The sequence below is a fragment of the Photorhabdus kayaii genome, assembly GCF_025384895.1.
GTDB classification, from domain to species: domain Bacteria; phylum Pseudomonadota; class Gammaproteobacteria; order Enterobacterales; family Enterobacteriaceae; genus Photorhabdus; species Photorhabdus kayaii.
On record NZ_JAJAFZ010000002.1, the window covers coordinates 119909 to 142475 of the forward strand.

Sequence of the window (22567 nt, forward strand, 5' to 3'; positions counted from 1 at the left end):
ATATACCCGTTATCTTTCAAGTTGCCTCTTTGTTGGCTGCACTCCTCACCCCGGTCACATAGTTACCTATGCTCCCGGGGATTCGTTCCCTTGCCGTCGCGATGCATCTTGAAATCCATAGGGTATAACTTGTTACTTCAATCAGTATCAAAAATACTTTTCAAACTTGACTAACACTTCATTTTTATTATAGGAATAGAGCCAATCAACATTACTACTATTTTTTCTAAATCGATAAGTAATTACCGGAGTTAAACCAAAAACTTCAAATTTAGGCATACTCACAATTGCCGCATAGAATTGTTCATTATCTTTACGACGTGCATTTAGAGGTACACTGTAATCACCAAATTGCCGTTGGCGTAATGCAGTAAATACCACTGCATTAATTCCCGGATATAATTGAGTGGAAATGCCCGCTCGCACGCCTTTTTGCTGATAATCATCCGCTTTTTCAACACTGGTTTTATTAACCCAATCACCACCCGCAAAGGTAATGGTTTGATCAGTTAAATAATAAGATAAGGTAGCATAAACAGAAGTCATATTACCGTCATTATGATTATAAAGTTTATGATAACGAAACTGCTTATATTCACCTTCCAAATTTAATGCCAGGTTTTTAGATAGAATATGCATCCATTCGGTTTTCACTCCCGTAGTACGATAACGGGAATGATTACCAACATAATTAAACTCAACGACTGGCCCCATTAGGAAATCATTTTGTTGTGTTTTATAACTATATCCCAAATAAGCAGAAGTAGTATTTTCATTCTCCTCACTGTGATGACGATAGCTTTCTCCATAAGTCATCGAACGTAAAAAAACACCATGATGACCACTTAGTGGATATATCTTACGTAACGTAGCATCATAACTAATACCGTTTGCCTTCTTTGCCATAGGCAACCTACGTTCAGTTATACAACCAACATCTTTATGATATTCAGTACAAGTAGGGGGCTTATCTGGCGACATATTCGTGTTATCGTTAAAGATATATCCCACGGAGAAAGATCCACGCCAGGAATTGCGCAAATTAATCGCCTCCTGATAATTAGTTATATTCTTAATGACTGCCGGTGGTAATTTATTTTCATTATCGCGACTAACTGCTGAAATCTCATTAAATAGTAAACTGGCTTCTCTATTTTTTTGATTCTCATAATAGACCCTGGCTAACTCTAATTTAACCCGGGTAAAATCAGGTTGTTGCTGCAAGATGGCCTGATAATGCAGTTCTGCTGCTGCCAAGTCACCCTGAGAACGCGCCAGATTTGCCTGAGCAAAATGGACCAATTGGGTATCATGTCCAGGTAACTTCTGGTATATCAACAAAAAGCGCTCGACATCCTTCACTTGTTGATGATTAATGGCTAAATAGAGCGCCTGACCAATATCATTCACATTATTTTCAACACTAAACGTTTGACCATTAAGTACTATCGATAAATGATCTGTCTTTTTATTTACAGTTTCATCTGTAACCAGCGCTTTTTCTTGATCTTGCAAATTTCGCTGTACGTTATGCCACAATCTTCTACCGGTATCTTCATCTGCCAACACCAGAGATGGCTTTATAAACAAACAGCTAATGAGTAAAGCAAAACGAACAATTGGGGTATTTAACATCGTTAATATCACTGCTTAATTGTCGAACCAAAAATAAGACAAAGCCCATATGAACTTTGTCTTATCCAGTCACCACAAACTCATATTATGGGTTCTTAATTCCGCCAAAGGCAGTATCTTTACTGTGATCTGCATTAAATTTAGCCACACCAGCTAAACTAGATGCATTATCGCCAAAGAAGTGACCATTGTTTGTCCCGACAAGATTTCCAGCGGTTGCCCTACCCGTAAATGAACCATCAGCTTTAATAACGGAATTAATACCAACAGTGAGCGCACTATTTGCTATTGAACCAGTCAGTCTTTTCTGACCGAAATCCGCAGTAAATGTCCCATGCAGGGCATTGCTACCACTATATTGGTTAACTCCTTTAACCGTATAAGTTGCGATACCACCGGTAGGTAAATTAGTCGTGACATCTTTACCGGAATAATAGGCGGTATGAGTAGTATCAGTCACCTTACCGGTTTGTGACCATTCCCCAAAATAGACATCAGCATTAGCCACTTTACTGAAATTAAACACCCCCATACCATTGTGGCTACCCGATCCAGGCATAGAAATTTTATGAATGCCATTCGCATCCGCTGCGGCATAACGGGTAAGCCCTGAGAAACTAACAATTTGACCACCAGCAATGGAATGTACCCCAACTCCTGGTTCCCCTCCAGGGCTTGCATGACCAGCACCACCCGCCCTAGTCACACCTACCTTAATGCTGGATTTATTCTTATCAAAATCTTGAGTTTGCTCAAAACCTGGGGCCGCTATAGCTTGTGTAACTAATCCACATGTACCTAATACTGCAATTAACACTTTAACCTTATTCATAGCATATTCCTTATGTTAACTAATTAAATGTTAGAGTATTGCTTATTACATAGTTTTAGTACCGTCCGAAGACTGCCGCGCATATTAACGCACTTTTAATAAAAAATGAAATGATAATCATTATCATAAAATAATCTTGTCTATTTGTATAGAATGGCAATTAATACAGCTAACCATTTAATTATTAAATAAATATTCACCATAACCATAATATTATAATAGATATAATCTTAGATGAATCACCAATAATGAGTGTAAAAAAATCAATACATACCGATATATGAATGAGAAATTATTTTAAAAAGAAATTAATGCAATGATTATTATCATCATAGAAACCATTTAATCTGAAATTAACTATTTCACATTAATCAAGAAATATTTGACAATGAGAACTAAAAATCAAAAAGATATATTTCACCTAAATGATTTAAATAGAAAAAACTATTATATCGAATATATACCCAATGGATTTCAAGATGCATCGCGGCGGCAAGGGAACGAATCCCCGGGAGCATAGATAACTATGTGACCGGGGTGAGTGAGTGCAGCCAACAAAGAGGCAACTTGAAAGATGACGGGTATAGAGAATTAAATGTAGATATGATAACTATTAGGCTAATATAGGTATTATTCAGGTTCTTTATATCCTTGCTGCATCAACTATGTGGTTAAATTAAGAAATTAACCGAGAAATCATTCCTCTCTGCCTAACCTTTAATATGATAAACAGCAAAATAGCGTTCACAAAAAGCCCCAAAACCAAGCCATACCAAAATCCTATAATTCCCATTCTCTCGGTTATCCAGTCTGTCAAAGCCAAAATAAACCCTAATGGCAAACCCACTAGCCAATAACCGAATAACGGTGCGTAAAATACCGAGCGGGTATCATGAAAACCCCGTAAAATACCGGATAAAGCTGCCTGGCAAGAGTCAAAGAATTGGAACAGGCATAACAGAAAGATTATGTTAAGCGCAATTATTATGACTCCATTGTCGTTAGTATAGAGTGAAATAAATGAACCTGCGAAATAGTAGATTAAAACACCAATAACTGCGGAAATAGATAAAATTAAAGCAATTGAGATCTTTATAGTACCTGTTAATGATGTTCTATCTCTCTTACCAATATAGGAACCGACTCTCACAGTTACAGCAGCTGCAATTCCCCCAGTTATGGTATAGATGATAGAGGTAATATTAAGCATAATATTATGTGCAGCAATGACTTGCGCCCCCAAAGGAGCAGCGGTTATCGCAATCACATCCAGAAAAACCATTTCAACAAAAAGAGCCAATCCACTTGGAATACCAATATAAAAAGTTTTAATCAAAGAATTATATTTTGGTAAACTGAAATCTGGCCTATATCGCCGATATTCCTTCTTTAGCAAAAAATAGATAACCAAGCATACAGCAATGAGATTATTAATAATTGCAGTTGTAATACCCGCGCCAATGCCCCCCATTTCTGGCAAACCCAGTTTTCCATAAATAAATATGTAATTTAATGGGATATTCAATAATAAAGCACCCGCAGACAAATACATTGCGATTTTTGTGTCTTCCAATCCTTGTAGAAATGAACGAAAAACGTTAAATATCATAACACTAGGAACACCACAGGCCAGAGCAATAACATAGCCCTGTGTGATTTCTAAAATATGCTCATCGATGCCTATAAACGAAAGTAGCCAGCTAACTAATATTAATAAAAGAATTATTGGTATCGAAAGTATCACCGCCAGAAACAAGTAATTTTTAAGACTGTCTTTAATCCCTTCGTCATCATGTTGCGCTTTCTGCTTAGCTACATCTGCGGCCAGCATGATAATCGTCCCATATCCTAATACAAATATAGGAAACCAAATACTACTTCCTAATGTTACGGCTGCTAAATCAGCCGTGGCATAGTGACCAGACATCACAATATCCACAAAACTCATTGCTGTACGTGCTATCTGACTAACGATGATAGGGAAAGAGAAAAATAAAAGTTGTTTTAACTCCCGCCGGTTTGAAAACTTAGCCATAAGAATCCTATTAATTTATTGGTTAGTGCCAATATTGATCATACTAACAATAAATTACGACCAAAATCATTTAAAAAAGTTTGAAAAAATCTGAACGATGAGTATACCTTCTATTTTCATTCAGGCAACAGTGAAGAAATAAATTAAAGCAATCTAACGAAAACTAACTATTTCACAGAAATTTTTGTGATCTTTCTAAAAGATTGGATATTTATTTGTATATTTTGTTCTCATTTTTTATTTTAATAGTTAATGTTACTTGGCTGAAATCGTTGAAGGCTTTTGTGATAATATCCACATTCTTAAAAAATAAAGATGCTAGCATAGCTAAATCAGATAATTAGTAACTTTTTCAAATTATTTCTTTAATTAATAAAGAATTATCGGAAATATATCCTATGGATTTCAAGATACATCGCGACGGCAAGGGAGTGAATCCCCAGGAGCATAGAAAACTATGTAACCGGGGTGAGCGAGTGTAGCCAACAAAGATATATGTCATCTTACCGTAAAAGAAGAGATCGAAAATGAAACCAGAAACTCTTGCTATCCACGGCGGATATTCCCCTGATCCAACAACTAAAGCCGTTGCCGTTCCTATCTATCAAACAACATCCTATGCGTTTGACGATACTCAACATGGTGCCGATCTGTTTGATTTAAAGGTTGAAGGCAACATCTATTCCCGCATTATGAACCCAACCAATGATGTATTGGAAAAACGGGTTGCTCTACTTGAAGGAGGAATAGCCGCTTTGGCCGTTGCATCTGGCATGGCGGCCGTCACTTGTGCGATTCAATCCATTGCTAGCGCTGGAGATAACATTATATCTGTTGCTAAGTTATATGGCGGCACTTATAACCTGCTAGCTCACACATTGCCGCGATTCGGTATTGAAACACGATTTGCTGAACACGATGATATTGCAGCATTGGAGTCACTGATTGATGATCGTACCAAGGCGGTATTTTGTGAATCTATTGGTAATCCAGCCGGTAATATTGTTGATCTGAAAAAATTTGCCGAAGTGGCTCATCGTCATGGCGTCCCCTTAATTGTTGATAACACTGTCGCTACTCCTGTGCTTTGCCGCCCCTTCGAGCATGGCGCTGATATTGTGATTCACTCTTTAACCAAATATATGGGAGGGCATGGTAACTCTATTGGCGGCATCATTGTCGATTCCGGCAATTTCCCCTGGAAAAAATATAAGCAACGGTTTGCTATATTGACTACCCCAGATCCCTCCTACCATAACGTCGTTTATACCGAGCAATTTGGCAAGGCTGCATTTATCGGGCATTGCCGCGTTGTACCGCTACGTAATATGGGCGCTGCACTGTCACCTTTTAATGCTTTCCTTATTCTACAAGGATTGGAAACACTGGCATTAAGAATGGAACGTCATACAGAAAATGCACTGAAAGTCGCTCATTATCTGCAAGAGCATCCTCAAGTTAGTTGGGTGAAATATGCAGGGTTGTCAGACCACCCGGAACATAAACTGGCTCAACAGTATGTGAATGGGAAACCGTCAGCTATCCTCTCTTTCGGTATTAAAGGCGGTCAGCAATCCGGCGCACGATTTATTGACGCACTAAAATTGATTGTGCGACTGGTTAACATTGGCGACGCTAAATCACTTGCCTGTCATCCAGCGTCAACAACGCATAGCCAATTAAATGATGAGGAGTTAATTAAAGCCGGCGTATCTCAGGATATGATTCGCTTGTCAATCGGCATTGAACATATCGATGATATTATTGCCGATCTTGCTCAAGCTCTGGATGCATCGAAATAATGTAAATCTGTCATATTCCCCGTTCCAATGAACGGGGTTCTATTCATCGATCCTCACGGCTTTTCATTGAAAAGTATGGGGGTAATAAGGAGTGGTCAAAGAGATTGTCTACAAATAAACTTGCTGATGGTCAATTCCACAAATTTGCCGTGGCATGGACACCAAGTGGTTATACATTTTATATTGATGATATTCCGCAAAATCTGGCGGGGTTAGATCAAGTTCCAATTTCAATCGCCAACCAATATATTATTTTAAGCTCCGAAGTACCACGCAATTATCCAGCACAAGGTTATGGCTCGATAAATAAAACAACCGCAACATTCGATGTTGATTACGTCAAAGTCTATCCGTATATACCCAATGGATTTCAAGATGCATCGCGGCGGCAAGGGAGCGAATCCCCGGGAGCATAGCAAACTATGTGACCGGGGTGAGTGAGTGCAGCCAACAAAGAGGCAACTTGAAAGATGACGGGTATATCGGTAATAAGAAATAATCATCGATATGGAAAAGGGTAAACAAATATTGGCGTCCAATAATTGGACGCCATTTTCTCATTAAAATTTTACATCTATTTTCGCCCACACCGTCCGGCCGGGTTCATTCACTGAGGTATTCGCTGAATAACCAAAGGTGCTATTACCGGCAAGGTTAAGGTGTTCGCTATATTCTTTATCCAAGATATTGTCAATGCCAGCGCTCACTTTTACATCTTTGTTAACCTTATAGGCAACATTGGCAGAGAGTACGCCGAAACCTGAACTATTTTGAAAATCTTTGCCGACGACATTCCCCTGCCCCACGGCAATCCGATGCTGGCTGCTCACCAATCGCCACAAGCCGGTACTACTCCAATCACCACGTTCATAGGTCAAGCCGAAGCGGGCTTCCAAAGGCGGGATCTGAGGCATCGGCTTGTTATCCGTCCGGTTTTCTCCCCAAGCATAGGCAAGGCTGGCATCCGTTTTCCAATGATCTGTCAATTGATAACCAAAGCCCATTTCTCCACCCATGATATTGGCATTAACGTTATCAGCCTGGCTAATACGGGCATTTGTCGGGCTATATCTAAATAAAATGAAATCATTTACACGCCCTACATAGGCGGATACCCAACCATTAAAACGTTCCCCGGTATATTGAGCACCAATATCAAGCTGAGTGGTTTTCTCACTTTTTACCCCATCAAAAGCACTAGTACTTCCCGTCGGACCATATGTAGGCGAGAACAGTTCCCAATAATCAGGGAAACGTTCAGTGTAACCAATACCGGCATAAAACATCATAGGCATATCAGCCAAAGTATGCTCTAACCGCATAAAACCACTCGGCAAAGTATCATTACGCTCTTTTTCACTATTACCCGCAAATTTCTTTGCTCGGCTGCGATCAAGACGGGCACCGGTTATCAATTCGCTCTGTTCTGTAGCATACCAAGTTAGCTCACCAAATAGGCCATAGTTATAGAATTGGGCATCCTTTTGCCATACATTACCTGCTTTATTACGATGGGTATTGGTTTGCGTATCTGCGCCACTTTCCAATTTGAAGTCTTGCCATAGCCAGGTGCCCATGACTCGCCCTCCCACAACGCGACGATCCAGTTGCATAGACATACCGTGATTCATATTCATGTGCATACCACACATATGTTTACAACTCGAAGAAGGCATACCCATTGACATGGCGCTATTCGGAGAACGCAAAGTTATATTGTCCATAATATGGTTGGTATAGTTGTAATAAACTTGGGCTTCAACCTTATCAAGCACCTCACCGAGGTTAGATTTCTCAAAACGCACACCGAGACTTTCACGTTTGAATTGCGAACCATCCATGCTACGTCCAGCATAACGAGCTTCTCCGTCCCCTTTTCCTGCGGTCAACTCAAGCAATGTATCTTTATCCGGAGTCCACCCTAACGCCAGATCACTATTCCATTTATCCCAACGTGAAGGAACGCGATACCCACCACCATCTTTGTAGTCATTTGAACGGGATTTATTTGCCATTAAACGTAAATATCCCAATTCATTGCCAATACTGGCATCCACATTGCCATCCCAACGGTCATTTGAACCCGTCAATCCACTAGCATTGATTTTTGCTCCCGGCTCATCAAATCGCGGATGTTCACGTTCAAACCTTATGGTCCCTGCTGAAGCACCGGCCCCCCACAATACCGTTTGAGGCCCTTTAATGACTGTCAGCAAATCATAACTTTCTGGCGAAATATAGGATGAAGGAGCATCCATTCTGCCGGGACAAGCTCCTAGCATTTCTGCGCCATCAGTCAGGAGCTTAATTCTAGAACCAAACATTCCCCGAAATACTGGATCACCATTGGTGCCGCCATTACGGATTTGAGCAAATCCAGGTATGGTTTTTAAATAATCAGAGCCGTCACTTGCCGGAACCGGTTGGCGGGGGGTTTTTGGCGAGGTGACAATTGCCAAAGGAGAATACAAAGGGGCGGTTACGGTAATCACATCCCCATCATTGGTTTTTGAACCCTTTACATGGTCGTGTACATCCGCTGCGGTTTCAGCCGCATAGCCATTAAAAGTCGCTAGCAAAAAAAGTGGCATGGCCGAACGGATACAATGGGATAGCCTGTTTTTTTTATGAGGAGAATTTTTTTCGAACATCATCTTTCCTTAATGTGAATCCACCTTCCGAAGAGATATTTCTATCAACAGCGGAATACGTTATAGAATCCAACCAAATCGTTTTTGGTATGAACACACTTTTCCTGACTCAATAATGAGCAGGACAAGACATTTCATTACGTTTAAATCAATGAGATGAGATCTGTTCAGGCGGAGCACGAGGCAACGAATCAGAAAAGATGAAATGCGGCAGAAAGGAAGCTACGGTTTGAATCGGTGGTGGCCGTGCAGTCAGCGAAGTTGACCAAAATAGCGGTGTATTCGCCAAATCCAGCATAGGTATATGGATCAGAAAAACGCAGTATCCACAGGCAATATCCTCCAACATCGACATACCACTACCATGCATACTCATCTGCATGCCATCATGCTGGTTAGTAACATATGATGCGGAAGAAACGTCAGAATGAGACATATTCCAAGGCATATCACCGTCAGATGACATCACCCTATGGCAATCGACCACTTTCGATGAATGAGCCTCACCAATGCGCACATGTTCCAGTGACCGGGAGATCACTGGCGCAATGAACAACATCAGTATCGCGAAAATACCGAGCCAAGCTGGCAGGCGGCTCCGCGAGGTATAAAATTGGATCAGTGACAAACTAAGCCTATTCTGTAGAGAACACATTCAGGGACGAGATTGTACGTATTTAACGACCAAATGTTAAAACACTTTATGCAGGAATGTCGCTTTGGCGACAGAATTTGTTGTTTTTTTAAAATCTGCAGGATTATTTTCATGAACATCGAGCAAAATCACAGAGATTAACGTCACGGGCAAGGGTATTTCCCCATGTATACCCTATGGATTTCAAGATGCATCGCGACGGCAAGAGAGAGAATCCCCGGGAGCATAGCAAACTATGTGACTGGGGTGAGCGAGTGCAGCTAACAAAGAAGCAACTTGAAAGATAACGGGTATAAAAAGTTTTAAACCACATAATCTCTCCTTATGCTGAATAAGATGATAGAGCAACTTCATTTTCATTAGCTATTCTTCTCATAAGAAGAAGGCAATTTAACAAAGAAGGTGTAGATAAAATAACTCAACAAAAAAACAATAAGTCCTACGCAAAATGCCTTTATCACGCTATTCTCTTTAAAAAATAGGCTCCCTGCTATGGCAAATAATATAATGAAACCAGTAGTCATCGTTTCTACAAAGAGGAAGAAAATAACACTTTTCCTTTCATCAAACTCATAAAGGGCTGTATTGATCGCAATACGAGTCATAATAAGACCAACGGATACACCTATCAGACTAAAAAATGAAAGCGCAATAAACTGACTAGCCCCAAGAGGAGAAATTAACAATAAAGTGGATGCAAGCAATGAAACCAAGACTAATGACTGTTTTAGCTGAACACTGGTCTCGAACCGTTTAAGTCTGACCATAATTTGATTACCCATAACTGCGGAAAAAAGATAAATTACAAATGCAACAGATGAACTGCCAAGCCATGCAAGGTAATTGGGAAGATTAAGGTAAACCTGATATTTGTATAATAAACCAATGGAATACATGAGTACTATAGATTCAAATATATTTCCTGTAATAAAAAACAGGGAATTCGGAACGTTTAATTTTACTACCGATAGAAAGTCTTTGAATTTGTAAAATCCCAATACATTATTATTGTTTTTTTCTTTATGAATACAATCCAGATCCTTTTTAGATTGAAAAATCTGTATCAACCTTAATATCATGATCATAGAAAAAATTGCTATTGCGGCCACTTTCTCATTAAAAAAACCAATCAATACAATTGTTATGCCAAGAAGAACAAATGGCAATATCAATCTGATGGAAAGATAATATTTAAAAGAATTGACATAATCTGCTGGTTCTCCGATTTTAAAAATGCTCATCATATTGTATGAAGGTCTGAATGTCGTTTTTAAGCATCCTGTTCCAGCCGCATCACACACAAATGACATAATAATAATAAACCAAGCGAGATAAAAACAACCAATATAAGATAAAGCAAAACCCGCTAAAAGAAAAAATGCGGATAATAATTTCAACCCAAATCCAATTACAGTTGTTTTCGCTAACCCAAAATTAAAACTCATCAGACTGCCAGAGGCAAACTCGATAATTAACGAAATAACCAATTGGGAAATAAGTGTAAATTCTAGTGAAAAATTACCTAAATGTTCATTGGTTGCAATAAGAGCCAACTCAAGTATCGTTACACTCATAGCAACACTACTATACATAGCATCTGCTCGCGCAATAGTGAGAAGAACCATCTTTACACGCTCTCCTTGTAGATTACACCCGGCTCAGTCAGTATTGTCCTATATAAAAATGAAGGAGCAGAAGCACGAGCGTAAAACATAATACTCAAATAGAGTGACTCTAGATCATAAGGTACCAAAATATTTTTTTCATCCTTATTATCTTTACTATAAATATAATGTCTCCTTGGATGTTGATTCACATAATCTTCGTAGTCCAGTAATTCGACAAAGAGTTCATTACCTGAACTTTTTATATTGTTATAGAAAATATTACATGATGCTGTTGAAATACTATGGCTTGTAGAAGCTTTTATATGAAATTCATCAAAAACATCAATCAAAACACATTCATTAGAAAGAGAAAGAATATATTTCGAAACATAAATCCACCGTTTATGAATCGCACGAGTTATATCTAAAAACCGTCTGACTCTATCAAATAACAAGTGATTTTCTGCAATGGTTTGGTTGATATTAAACTCTACTAAAGCTCTTCCAGAATAAAGATTCGACATTCTCTCTAAGCTATCTTCATTCAGATGAAAATCTTGGTGACGTTTCATAAATAGCCTCCCAAATGCTATTAATGTTTAGTTTTTCAACTTGATGGTTAGCACCTTCTTGTTCAAGTAACGTGTTTTCTAGTCGTTTGCACCATGATTTACACTGTTTATATAACGAGATCAAATCCTCATCAAATGGATCTGAATGCTGATCTAACCACACCGATACCCCTCTCCATTTCCATTTTTTCATCCCGGAAATATGTATCGTTATAATTTTATCCCAAATTACATTATCCATATCAGGCAGAACAGTTGCATCGGACTCAAGTGTTCGGCAATACCCAATATAATGCCCTAAATCGAAAGCAAAATAAGCCTTTGATTCTTCACAAAGTTTAACATAATAATCCCAAAAGTTTATATCGCCTAATTCGCTATACACGGGTGGGTTTTCCAAAGCAATCTCTTTTTCAAAAAACTCTCGTGCAAACAAAATATTTTTTGCAGTTACCAAAATACCTTCCTCATTAAGTGCAGGATTCGTTTGATGAGGTCCTAGAAAAAGATCTCCACAACGCCATATACCAATATCCTCTTCTAGATAGGAAATAGGTAGTTTTTTTATCAATTTTTTTAAACTAAGCATTTCTTCCTTAATAAGCTTACCTGAAAAATTGATATCAACTGGATGAAAAGAGATCGTCATGTTACCCATATTAGCCATCGCGACAATTTCATCATCAAACTCATCCCATACCCTTGCCCCCAGACTAAAATGCCCAATTTTATGAAAGATGCTATTCCTATCTTTATTTTTTTCATGATAAACGAAACGAAGTTTTTCAATATCACCACTCACACCAATACACATGTCTTTTATCTCATCCATTGATTCCCCCAATCACTAATCTAATTTAAGAAAAAACTTATCATTGTGTATTATTGCCGTCCACGCTTTGTATCATCACAATTTCTCCTCTTCTTCCACCAACACCTACTGTTTCAATACCAAAATATTTTTTACTTATTCCAAAAAAACGGGTGTTCTCTTTTATGGTGTTGCTTATCACATCTGTGTAGATATTAAAATCTTTGACTGCGGAATTCATATCAGAGAGATCATTTGCATGACAAAGTTCCCACAATACTTTAAATGGAATGTGCCTCAAATATACATTCCTTAACGAAAGAGAAGAAGATAACAATTTATTTTTTCTATTGTTTCTTATTACCTCCAAATTTAATGATATCGCCTCTTCTAACTGATGAAGCCAAGGCTTAGCAAATTTATCGATGAATAAATGATAAATCTTTTTTACCCCATTATCACTAATAAGCTCTCGACTGTTAGGCAGCCTATTTAAACTGAATAATTTTCCTAGCTTTTTTTCGAGATCAATTCTAACTGGAGTACCAGGATACAACATCATTAAATTAAAATAATGATCAAGGGACTCATGTTCAGCCATACCAGATTTGATCAAAAATGTCAGATTCTCGATAATCTCAGTTTTTGTTTGATCATGGTAAAACATGATAAAATCTAATCCAATATCAATTTTATTTTCTTGTAACGCCCTAATAGCATCGATATTCTCCTGTACTGTCACACGTTTATTCATATATTTGAGTTGAGTTTGAGAACCTGATTCAACACCCATCTCAACTAACCTTAACCCCTCTTTAGCCAGAGTAGGTAATTCTTCTCGTAGACGAAGTAAATAGCGAACTGTAGAAGAAGAGCTCCATGTAATATCACCATTTCCAATCTGATGTAACCCTTTAGAAAAGGCTAATACTCTATCTTTCTTCACAAAAAAATTCGCATCCATCATATAGACATGCTGGAAATCGTACTTTTCGCATGCTTCTTTAATCCAATTAACCAAAATATCAGCATCCACAGCACGCCATCTGGGGCCTTCTGCATCTGCGGCAATAATCGCACAAAATGAACAAGTTAGTGGACAACCTCTACTACTGGTAAACGCGATAGCTTTTCTTTTTCGTCCATCCCGTCTGTCAGTAAAAATCAAATTTTGCAAGCGTTCTGAATCATATTCCATGAGAGGGTTTACCCACTCCTCTGAAGGAAGTTGGTATTTCTCAACTCTACTTACCTGCAACTGATCATTTCTGTCGAAATAGACAGCATTCACTATATTTTTTCTAAAATACTCAAAATACAAATAATTCTCTGCTGGTATTGATTCACCATACAGCTTTTTAAACTGCTGGAAAATCTCCGCCAGAATTTTTACAGAATATTCTCCCTCCCCTTTAAAAGCCACACTATAAATATCTCTCCCAGTTTGCATAAAATTTTCTGCGGCTAAACTTATATGCGGACCACCGCAAAAAAGGAGAGAGTTAGGGATTAGATTTTTAATTATTTTCCCCCAAACTAATGCTGTATCAACATGGCTGCTATAAATCGAAATCCCAACAATATCTGGTTTCCATTCAATTAAATCAGTTAATTCCTCTGTTCTGTCCTGAGTTAAATCTGAATAATCAAATATTTTTGTCTTGACAAAACTTGTATTTTTCTTGATATATGCGGAAATATTCTGAAGACCCAAAGGCATAATGACCTGCGGCCCTTCTCCATAAGGCAATGCAACTAATGCTAAGCGAATATTATTTTTACAGGACACTATATTATGGCAATGTAAATCTCTGAATACTTTGTTCATATGAAAATATTCCATCATGAGTTACTTGGCATAATATGAAAAAAAGTGGATATCTTTCAGCAAGTCGAATAGCCAAATTACTATCCTCAAAACTTTTCATAACCAATATTTTTTTTAGTTTTACCATTAATTCACCATTATGGAAAAAACAAAAACCTAGGTCTTCCAGACAGATAATATCATCCTTAACTTTTAAATACATATTTTCAAGCCCTTAGTGTAGCCTTACTCCTTATAAAAAGGAGTAAGGCTAAAAAATTAAAATTCAGGTGCTGTCTTACCCCCGATCGCTTCATAATCTACTTCAACAGCAGCTGTCTCAATATCCATATCAGAAGCAATTTCTTCAAGAATTTCTATGTTTGTTACTTGAGTGATCATAGATACATCCTCCATTGTTATTTATGTGTCATGCAAAATTGGAATTTTCATTACACATAAGTATTGTAGGTTTTTTTTGGCTGTCAAGTCGTTATTGTATTTAAATGTTAATATTCAAAATACAAATAGTCATGGTTATCATTACATGAAACTATTACTTGTAATCACCGATCATACACTGAACCTTAAGTATTAAACCTCTCAAAAATACCCTCCAACATATTGTCTTTATTGGATTTTATTTGTTGCAACTTCAACGCGTTTTCAAGCTGATTCCATTCAATCAATTCAGTTTTTAACTGAGAACTTCGTTGAAGTTACACCTGCGATTTTTCATGCCATTCCATATGGTGCTTCATTAAAAGCTGGCGATCCCGTTATTGGTACAACTGGACAACCTGCCACGTTTCTGCTCAATTCCGCTAAATGGCCAGTAATTGGAATAAAGATAAGCAGAGATAATAAATCATCGTTACACACATCAATTTATTGATATGCTGGGTTTCCATACTACATCATGGTCGTAGACGCAATATTAGGACGTTCACGACCATGTACCGGCAAGAGGAATTTATTAACCGTGTTGGGTGGATTCATTACTTATTATTTGAAAAAGAAGAAACCGTCACTGAATTTTTCCATTCGAGAGTGACGGCTTAAGCAGACTTAAGGTTAACTTAACTCAGGAATCAACATACGAATAAAATTTGCTTGTTCCGGTGATATATCATCATCGTTGTTTATGGAATGCTTAACAAGCTCCAAGTTCGTGTCATTAATAAAATTTTCAGTGATTGAAATTCCTGCCACCAAATTTTTAACTTGATGATAGTGTGTACAAGGCGTGAAAACAATATCACCAGGATTCTGTATACAATGAATTCCTTGAGCCTGAATGAAATCGGGATATAAGACCAGATCAGGGTTAAAAGCATCAACTTTGCCATAACCTATTTCCATTGCCTCTTCCGGCCCATAAAATACCCACTCTTTTCGACCACTAATCACCGCATTCCAAGCATGAGTAGAAGCAATATCCAAATGCATACGAGAGCCGCTGTTTTTAGGCCCCATATATATCCAGCGAAGTAATAGTAATGCTGCTTCATTATGCAAAATATCGTCTGAAACACGTTGACGAATTAAGCAAGAAAAATAGTCAGGGACCTCATAATCACTCACCAACGCTTTAAAATAGAGCGAAAACGGCCACGCAGAGGCGTAATAAGGATCAGGGTCTTCCACATCTTTTATATAATCAATATAGTCACCAAGAGACATATATTTATTATCTTTATTATTTGATGATCGAAATACTTTTATCAGGTGATGACCAAATTTTTGCTGAAAATAGTCCCATGTCCACTTTGTTCTTGCTACCCACTGTTCAGCGCCTCCTCGAATAATAAAAGGGACTCTATTCAGCATACAAGCAAACACATCCTCTATGGATGGCTCGGTGAACTCTACGCATTTCTGATAACCAGAATTAGAAAAATCTATCATATTTATATCGTTCCAAAGAATAAATAGTCTTTTCTATAACTGACTGAAATAACCAGCCAGTTATAATGCTTATGTTAAAAACATCAAAAAATTTCTTGTGAACCAGTGCCAAGCAATCTTAACTTAATGTTGGATAATTAATTCCGAAATAGTTGATTGCTGAACTTCTTCTAACCCATAAGGCAACGGCAATAGCTGTTTATAATGAGAATAATATCTGCTCTGATCTGCAAAATGAGGCGAATCAATATCAGAAGATTGCGAATAAGTGAGTAACCCGCGCGCATTAGGCCCTTGTTGATCAAATGCCACCAACATTATCCAACTAGAACCATAACGAATATGATATCCTTGATCAGTTAGCTCCGATTCCAATACTTCACCACTCACCACATCATTACCCACAGTATAATGATGTTTAGGAAATAGGGTTTCATCCCCATCCCATGTCGCGATCATATTAAAGCCGCCTTCTTCTTGAAATAATCCCGGCCAACTCATGCGATTACCTGCCGGTTTACCGTCAGGTGCGGTACTTTCAATAAATTGAAATTTACTTACCGGAGTATCTAAAGCCAGCCCCGTATTCTTCACATTAGCAACCGCCCGTGCTAACAAGGTAACAAGCTCTTCACTTTGTTTTAATTGGCGTGGCGTTGTTGCCGGGTGGGCTATATCAAACGGTACGGCAAAATGTTTTTGCTGATCAATTAAAAACGCTAATTCACGGAATATAATCGCGCCCCGACTATCCGCATTAAATTCACCGTTCCATTGTGATAGCAATTGACATGCCAGAGTAATATCCACCTTCATGCCATTCACCAATTTAATTAATCGGTTCTGTGTTTTATCACATAAGGAAATCACATCTTTTAATATCAGTTCAGCTAAATATGAACGCTCAGAGAATAACGCCCTCTCTAACTCCATGAGAGAAAATCGCTTATTATCACCCGCCGCATCCTCTATTAGTTGCAACCCCATACGAGTTCTGAACGACAGGGGTTTTTGTTCATTACCAAGAAGTGGAGAAAAACCTTCGAGCAAATGTTCCAGGTTCGTTGCCCAGTGAGAACCATTGGAATTTTGTACATAGGATGTTTCCACAAGTTGTGGGATCTGATCATAACCCAAGGCTTCGGTAAAAATCATTGATGATGCGTTACCCGGTAAAATAGTCACGCCATACTTCTCACGTGCCGCCGCTAGGGTTTCGTTATCATTCAATAATTGAATAGCTTCAAGAGATAATGCCGGTACAGCTCTATCACCAATAAAAATACCAACGCCTTCTTTACCGGTTAACAACGTGTTATTAAAAGCCAAGCCATTAAAATCTTTATAAGATTGTTTTGCATCGGCAAGACTATCCGCTCGATTCAACGCCAACCAATGATCAATCATATTAATATTGTAAAGATTGACATCTTTCACGACATAAAATTCAGACTCGGACCAAACAAAGTCTTCATTTTCAATAATGGGCCCAATATCAGTATAAAAATGATCTTTCGTGACAGTTTTAATACCGCTATCGGTTTTGACGTCAATATGAATTGGCTTCGACATTACCGGTTTAATAACGCCATCAATCACATAATTGAGCGGATTGTTAGCAACAGTTTGCATTTTGTAAACAATGACATGTTCAGCCGATGAATAAGTATGAGTCCAGGCAATGTTGTGATTAAATCCAATATTAACAATACCCGGGAAACCAATTAAAGACGCTCCCATAACATCAATATTTCCGTTCATGACATGATGCACTTGCCAAAAACGCATGTTGCCTTCATAAGGAAAATGGGGGTTCGCCAATAACATGCTATTGACCTCTTCAACTTTGTCACGGCCTAATGCCCAACCATTCGAACCAATGGAATAACCATCATTCCTAGATATATTTAAAGACAATTGTTTTTGATCATCTTTATTGGGATCAGCAGCATAATAATCAGCAAGAAATTGAGCAGAACCAGGAAATACCGCTATAGAAAACACATATGCCAGTACATCCTCACGTTGAATAGGTACTACCCATTCCTTATCTCGACAAGCTTTTGGTAAGGTATAACGCCCTTCCTTTACATGGGACAGGTAGGTATTATAACCTGCAACAAATCCATCAATAATTACCTGTGAATCAGTACTTAATTGCGGCCATTTTTCACGCGCCTGTTCCACCAAAGCTAAAGCTTTATAGCCGAAGTCCTGAATTAAATTCAGTGAGTCACCCACCTGATCTCTATCAGCACCAAAGAAACGCGCACGCTCCCCTCGAATGCGCACATAATTATCCGCCATAATGCATATATTATCTTGTGCCTGAGCATAAGCATTGCCAAAACTCAAGCTTCCCAAGTCTTGCGCATAAATATGAGGAACACCATAATGAGTACGAACAATTTTCGCTTCAAATGCTGTCGTCGTCTTTGCTGAATAACTTTTAAATCCGCCACAACTTATTGTCAACAAAATAGTTGACAGTAATGTGATTGTTTTAAATGATATTGTTTTAAATAATACTGTTTTAAATGATGTCATTTTTATTTTGCCCTTAATGTGCCTGTATAAAAGCAATCTCTGGCTTTGAATTTTGATTCCAATATTAATGCTCTGAGTAACCAACGATCATAACCATCGTATCGAGGTTCATATTCGCTACGCGCATGAGCGACTTTACGGTTATCAAATAGCAACATTTCTCCAGGAGATAATATAAAAGTCTCTCTATTTTCATTAATACACTGATTTAACTTTTCCAACGCGGCTTCTGCCTTTGGTGTTAAACAACGCATATAAGCTGGGTCAAATATCATTTCTGGCTCTTCATGTTGACTTAATATAGCAACACGACGGCGGCCAGCAATATTCGACACAAAGGTTGGATCGACATCGATCTCAAAGTTTGGTTCTTGCAATTCAGCAATGGTTTCAGCATCCAAATGAATATTCTTTGTTTGAAATAAGTAGGTTTCGGCATTTATATCGCCACGCAGACAATATAAAGCAACCCAGTCTGCTTTTGCATCATGGAAACCATCTTCAACATGCCATTCCAAAAACTCTTTATTTGTGCCTACTTGCATATTCTTATATTGTTCCATTGGAAAGACATCATCGATAAAATTAAAGTTCTTTTTATTGACAAACGAATAAATATACCCAATTCGAGATAAGAGCGTTGATATCAAAGTACGAACACCCGCTACCTCAGAACTATTTGTTTGTTCATAAGATAAAGGCGTTAAGCCAAGATCATCAGGGACAGGCAATCCCTTTATCAACAAATAATTTTCATTTTCTAACGCTCGAAAATCAAATAGTTTTTTCTGTAAACGCACAGGCAAATTAAATGATTGATAAAAACATTTCCAATAAAAATCTTCGAAATTATCAATGTCATATTTTAGAGAAGACTTTAAAAATGCCTGCTTTAAATATGTCTGTTCTGCTGAGTCAAGCTCAAAAATGAAGTCATCAAACTCTTGAATATCAGACACGATGCACTGCCCTTTTCTATTCATAATAGGCTGTCCTTCTTGAAATCCATTGGGTATAAACTAACCAAAAAGTTTACGAATACCGGTAATGATCAAAACCAGTGCTTCTCGTTCTGCAAATGATAAATTGGGATGCCAGATATCCATTAATAAACAAATTCTATGTTTATCTGAACGGTTATAAGCTTCATGCTGATAAGAGTAATCAAAAAGTAAACACTCTCCTTCTTTCCAACATCTGGCTTCATTCGCAACAATGATCTCACAATTGCTAGCAGGAATATCGACCGCAAAATGTAAATTAAGGGTGAAATTCCATAAATCACAATGCGGTTTAATCACCGTACCTGGTTGCAACACCGAAAAATGAACTTCCAATAGAGGACAATGCCAATCCCGTAATTCATTATTAAAAATATGCCATGTAGCAGGCAAAATATTGGCAACTGCGTTATTAGGCTGACCATTTTTAAATAAATATAATGCTTTCCAATCTTTTTGCGTTCCCAAATAGTGCTCATAATCGGTGATATATTGGGACTCACCACTGATGACTGCGTTAATTTCCTGTTTTATTTTACCCGCATTATTCATCAATGAGGTGACTAACGGTTGCAACTGCGGAAACGAATTCGTATCCAACCACGGCGTGGTAGAAAGACCGGGCATGATATATTTGGCATCTGCTTGTAATGGCGCTCTTTGTTGTAGTAAAGGATAAAACATATCCTCTACTCTTTTTAAACAGTCACTCCCATATTTTTCTCTAATTCCAGCCAATTGATCTTCAAATAGTTCTAACATGATAACCTCCTGATATTTATGCTTTATACCCATCATCTTTCAAGCTGCCTCTTTGTTGGCTGCACTCGCTCACCCCGGTCACATAGTTATCTATGCTCCCGGGGATTCTCTCCTTTGCCGCCGCGATGCATCTTGAAATCCATAGGGTATATACCCATCATCTTTCAAGCTGCCTCTTTGTTGGCTGCACTCCTTTGCCGCCACGATCCATCTTGAAATCCATAGGGTATATTATGATTACATCTTAGCAATAGCGGGCTCTAAAGCAGTATTTTCTACTTTATCGGGGTGTACGTTGATTTCAATATTATCTACCAAACCATTATCCATCGTGATAACTCTGTCGGCGATATGAAAATATTTATCATCATGACTAATAACAATGATCGTTTTTCCATTGCGCTTCATTTCAGGAAGTAATTCATGATAGAAAAATTTTCTATAATTAGGGTCCTGATCGGCTGCCCATTCGTCAAACAAATAAATAGGCGCATCTTCCATATAAGAGATAACCAGCGCTAAGCGCTTACGTTGACCATGAGAAAGCTTAGTTGTGGATAATTTGCCATCTTTAACCGTGACTTTTGCTGCTAAATCCAATTTTTTCAGATATTGACGAGTTAATTCATCATCGGCAAGTTCACCTTTTCGATTAATTACCGTATCAAACAGATAAAAATCCGAATGAATAACACTGTACATATTCAGATAATTCTCTAGGTTATCTTTATTAACCACCTTATCATCTATGAAAATATCACCTTCAGATTTATTCAATAAGCCAATCAACAATTTGGCAAAAGTTGACTTACCGCTGCCATTACCGCCTTTAATAAGGATAATTTCGCCGCGCTGAATATCCAGATTAATCGGCCCAACAGAAAAACAGTTCCCTTCACCGGCATACTTAAAGCTAATGGAACGCAGGGAAATTCGAGACCATTCTTTATATTCTTCTGGGTTGGTTAACGTCGGCTCCATTGATAAGTTTTCAGAAAACCTCAAGCGATCAATCTTACGCAGAGAGATGAGCGCTTTTACTATGGTTTCCTGTGAGGACAGGATAAAATCAACAGGCCCCAGTAAAAAGGTCATAATAAAGATAAAGGTGAGAATATCGTTACTTTCCCCTATACCCCACATCACATGAGAAAATAAAATAGTACCAAGGACCAGAAATAATAGTATTTGCCCCCAATTCTCATTCAATTTCCAGAAAATTTCTGATTTAAGATCAGAGTCATTAATCTTTTCTAATGATGGTAAAACACCCCGATTAAAAAATGAATGTTTACGCTTTTCATTGTTATTAAGCTCTTTAACCCCATCCACCAGGCTTTTAAACTGCTCATGAAGATTATCATAATCATCACGATATATCTCATCATAAGCTTCGGCTTTGCGGATGAAATAACGCGAAACCAAAATCCCTAATGGCAGAATTACCAGCGTGACCATAAATAGTTCAATCGATTTGAATGCCAGAAAACCTAAACATGCAATCACTGTAATGACATGATAAATAAACTGCGGCATGGTAGAAATAGCCCTGGAAATATCACCGACATCAGATGTTAAGCTAGCCTGAACTTTATGTCCTCCGATACTATCCAAAATGGCATAAGGGGTATTCAAGATACGTTTCACTAAGGTACTACGAACTTCAAAAATAATTTTGATACTTAACTTTGTCATTAGGTAATTAGCAAAAGAGCTCACAATAAATAAACATGCTAGCCCGATAAAGAACCTAACTGTCCATGATAATAAGTCAGCACTAATCTGCTCCAATGCATCATCGGTAATCAAGGAAATTAACCAAATACTAAAGAAAGCGCTAAAAGCACCAACAATACTATTAAAAATAATTTTTAACCGATTGGCTTTAACCAAATCAGAGATCATCGAGATTAACTCCTAAATAAGATTTTATTATTGCCAG

The 22567-nt window shown here is 37.9% G+C and carries 18 protein-coding genes; 2 read left to right on the plus strand and 16 right to left on the minus strand.

Annotated elements, in window-relative coordinates; translation table 11 throughout:
- Window positions 1-16: 16 nt before the first annotated feature.
- From LGZ98_RS01735 to LGZ98_RS01750, 4 genes are all read right to left on the minus strand, one after another.
- Window positions 17-151, minus strand: coding sequence for a hypothetical protein (locus LGZ98_RS01735; RefSeq protein ID WP_262405120.1), 135 nt, complete (start codon window positions 149-151; stop codon window positions 17-19).
- Window positions 148-1635: a surface lipoprotein assembly modifier gene (locus LGZ98_RS01740; RefSeq protein WP_113041420.1), complete on the minus strand. Its 1488-nt coding sequence runs from the start codon at window positions 1633-1635 to the stop codon at window positions 148-150. The genes LGZ98_RS01735 and LGZ98_RS01740 overlap by 4 nt, the downstream gene beginning before the upstream one ends.
- Window positions 1636-1720: 85 nt before the next feature.
- The gene (locus LGZ98_RS01745) at window positions 1721-2467 is read right to left on the minus strand and encodes a Slam-dependent surface lipoprotein (RefSeq protein WP_113041421.1); all 747 of its coding nucleotides are present in this window, start codon (window positions 2465-2467) and stop codon (window positions 1721-1723) included.
- A gap of 676 nt (window positions 2468-3143) precedes the next feature.
- Entirely contained in the window at window positions 3144-4502 is a 1359-nt protein-coding gene (locus LGZ98_RS01750) for an MATE family efflux transporter (RefSeq protein ID WP_113041422.1), read from the minus strand.
- Between the two features lie 527 nt (window positions 4503-5029).
- On the opposite strand from LGZ98_RS01750, the gene LGZ98_RS01755 reads away from it, so the two are divergent.
- The gene (locus LGZ98_RS01755) at window positions 5030-6304 is read left to right on the plus strand and encodes a bifunctional O-acetylhomoserine aminocarboxypropyltransferase/cysteine synthase (RefSeq protein ID WP_113041423.1); all 1275 of its coding nucleotides are present in this window, start codon (window positions 5030-5032) and stop codon (window positions 6302-6304) included.
- Between the two features lie 65 nt (window positions 6305-6369).
- Window positions 6370-6720: a glycoside hydrolase family 16 protein gene (locus LGZ98_RS01760; RefSeq protein ID WP_262977623.1), complete on the plus strand. Its 351-nt coding sequence runs from the start codon at window positions 6370-6372 to the stop codon at window positions 6718-6720.
- Between the two features lie 144 nt (window positions 6721-6864).
- On the opposite strand, the gene LGZ98_RS01765 is transcribed toward LGZ98_RS01760, so the two are convergent.
- The 12 genes from LGZ98_RS01765 to LGZ98_RS01820 form a co-directional block, all read right to left on the minus strand.
- Complete coding sequence (locus tag LGZ98_RS01765) at window positions 6865-8955, minus strand: TonB-dependent copper receptor (protein WP_113041425.1); 2091 nt, start codon at window positions 8953-8955, stop codon at window positions 6865-6867.
- A gap of 148 nt (window positions 8956-9103) precedes the next feature.
- Entirely contained in the window at window positions 9104-9583 is a 480-nt protein-coding gene (locus LGZ98_RS01770) for a DUF2946 domain-containing protein (RefSeq protein ID WP_058588903.1), read from the minus strand.
- Window positions 9584-9969: 386 nt separating this feature from the next.
- Window positions 9970-11235 carry a hypothetical protein gene (locus tag LGZ98_RS01775; protein ID WP_113041426.1) on the minus strand — a complete coding sequence of 422 codons (1266 nt, stop codon included), beginning with the start codon at window positions 11233-11235 and terminating at the stop codon, window positions 9970-9972.
- Window positions 11236-11237: 2 nt separating this feature from the next.
- Window positions 11238-11789 carry a hypothetical protein gene (locus LGZ98_RS01780; protein ID WP_262977611.1) on the minus strand — a complete coding sequence of 184 codons (552 nt, stop codon included), beginning with the start codon at window positions 11787-11789 and terminating at the stop codon, window positions 11238-11240.
- Window positions 11758-12621 carry a multinuclear nonheme iron-dependent oxidase gene (locus LGZ98_RS01785; RefSeq protein WP_262977612.1) on the minus strand — a complete coding sequence of 288 codons (864 nt, stop codon included), beginning with the start codon at window positions 12619-12621 and terminating at the stop codon, window positions 11758-11760. The genes LGZ98_RS01780 and LGZ98_RS01785 overlap by 32 nt, the downstream gene beginning before the upstream one ends.
- Before the next feature lie 40 nt (window positions 12622-12661).
- Window positions 12662-14428, minus strand: coding sequence for a B12-binding domain-containing radical SAM protein (locus LGZ98_RS01790; RefSeq protein WP_158536505.1), 1767 nt, complete (start codon window positions 14426-14428; stop codon window positions 12662-12664).
- A 258-nt stretch (window positions 14429-14686) separates the two neighbouring features.
- Complete coding sequence (locus LGZ98_RS01795) at window positions 14687-14809, minus strand: hypothetical protein (RefSeq protein WP_262405121.1); 123 nt, start codon at window positions 14807-14809, stop codon at window positions 14687-14689.
- A gap of 672 nt (window positions 14810-15481) precedes the next feature.
- Window positions 15482-16315 (minus strand): cupin-like domain-containing protein, encoded by an 834-nt coding sequence (locus tag LGZ98_RS01800; protein ID WP_191214772.1) that lies wholly within the window; start codon window positions 16313-16315, stop codon window positions 15482-15484.
- A gap of 123 nt (window positions 16316-16438) precedes the next feature.
- Complete coding sequence (locus LGZ98_RS01805; protein WP_113041431.1) at window positions 16439-18862, minus strand: acylase; 2424 nt, start codon at window positions 18860-18862, stop codon at window positions 16439-16441.
- A 2-nt stretch (window positions 18863-18864) separates the two neighbouring features.
- A complete protein-coding gene (locus tag LGZ98_RS01810; RefSeq protein ID WP_228899654.1) occupies window positions 18865-19821 on the minus strand; it encodes a TauD/TfdA family dioxygenase in 957 nt (318 codons plus the stop codon).
- A 60-nt stretch (window positions 19822-19881) separates the two neighbouring features.
- Window positions 19882-20625, minus strand: coding sequence for an aspartyl/asparaginyl beta-hydroxylase domain-containing protein (locus tag LGZ98_RS01815; protein ID WP_112894430.1), 744 nt, complete (start codon window positions 20623-20625; stop codon window positions 19882-19884).
- Between the two features lie 237 nt (window positions 20626-20862).
- Window positions 20863-22530 (minus strand): cyclic peptide export ABC transporter, encoded by a 1668-nt coding sequence (locus LGZ98_RS01820; protein WP_113041432.1) that lies wholly within the window; start codon window positions 22528-22530, stop codon window positions 20863-20865.
- Window positions 22531-22567 lie beyond the last annotated feature (37 nt).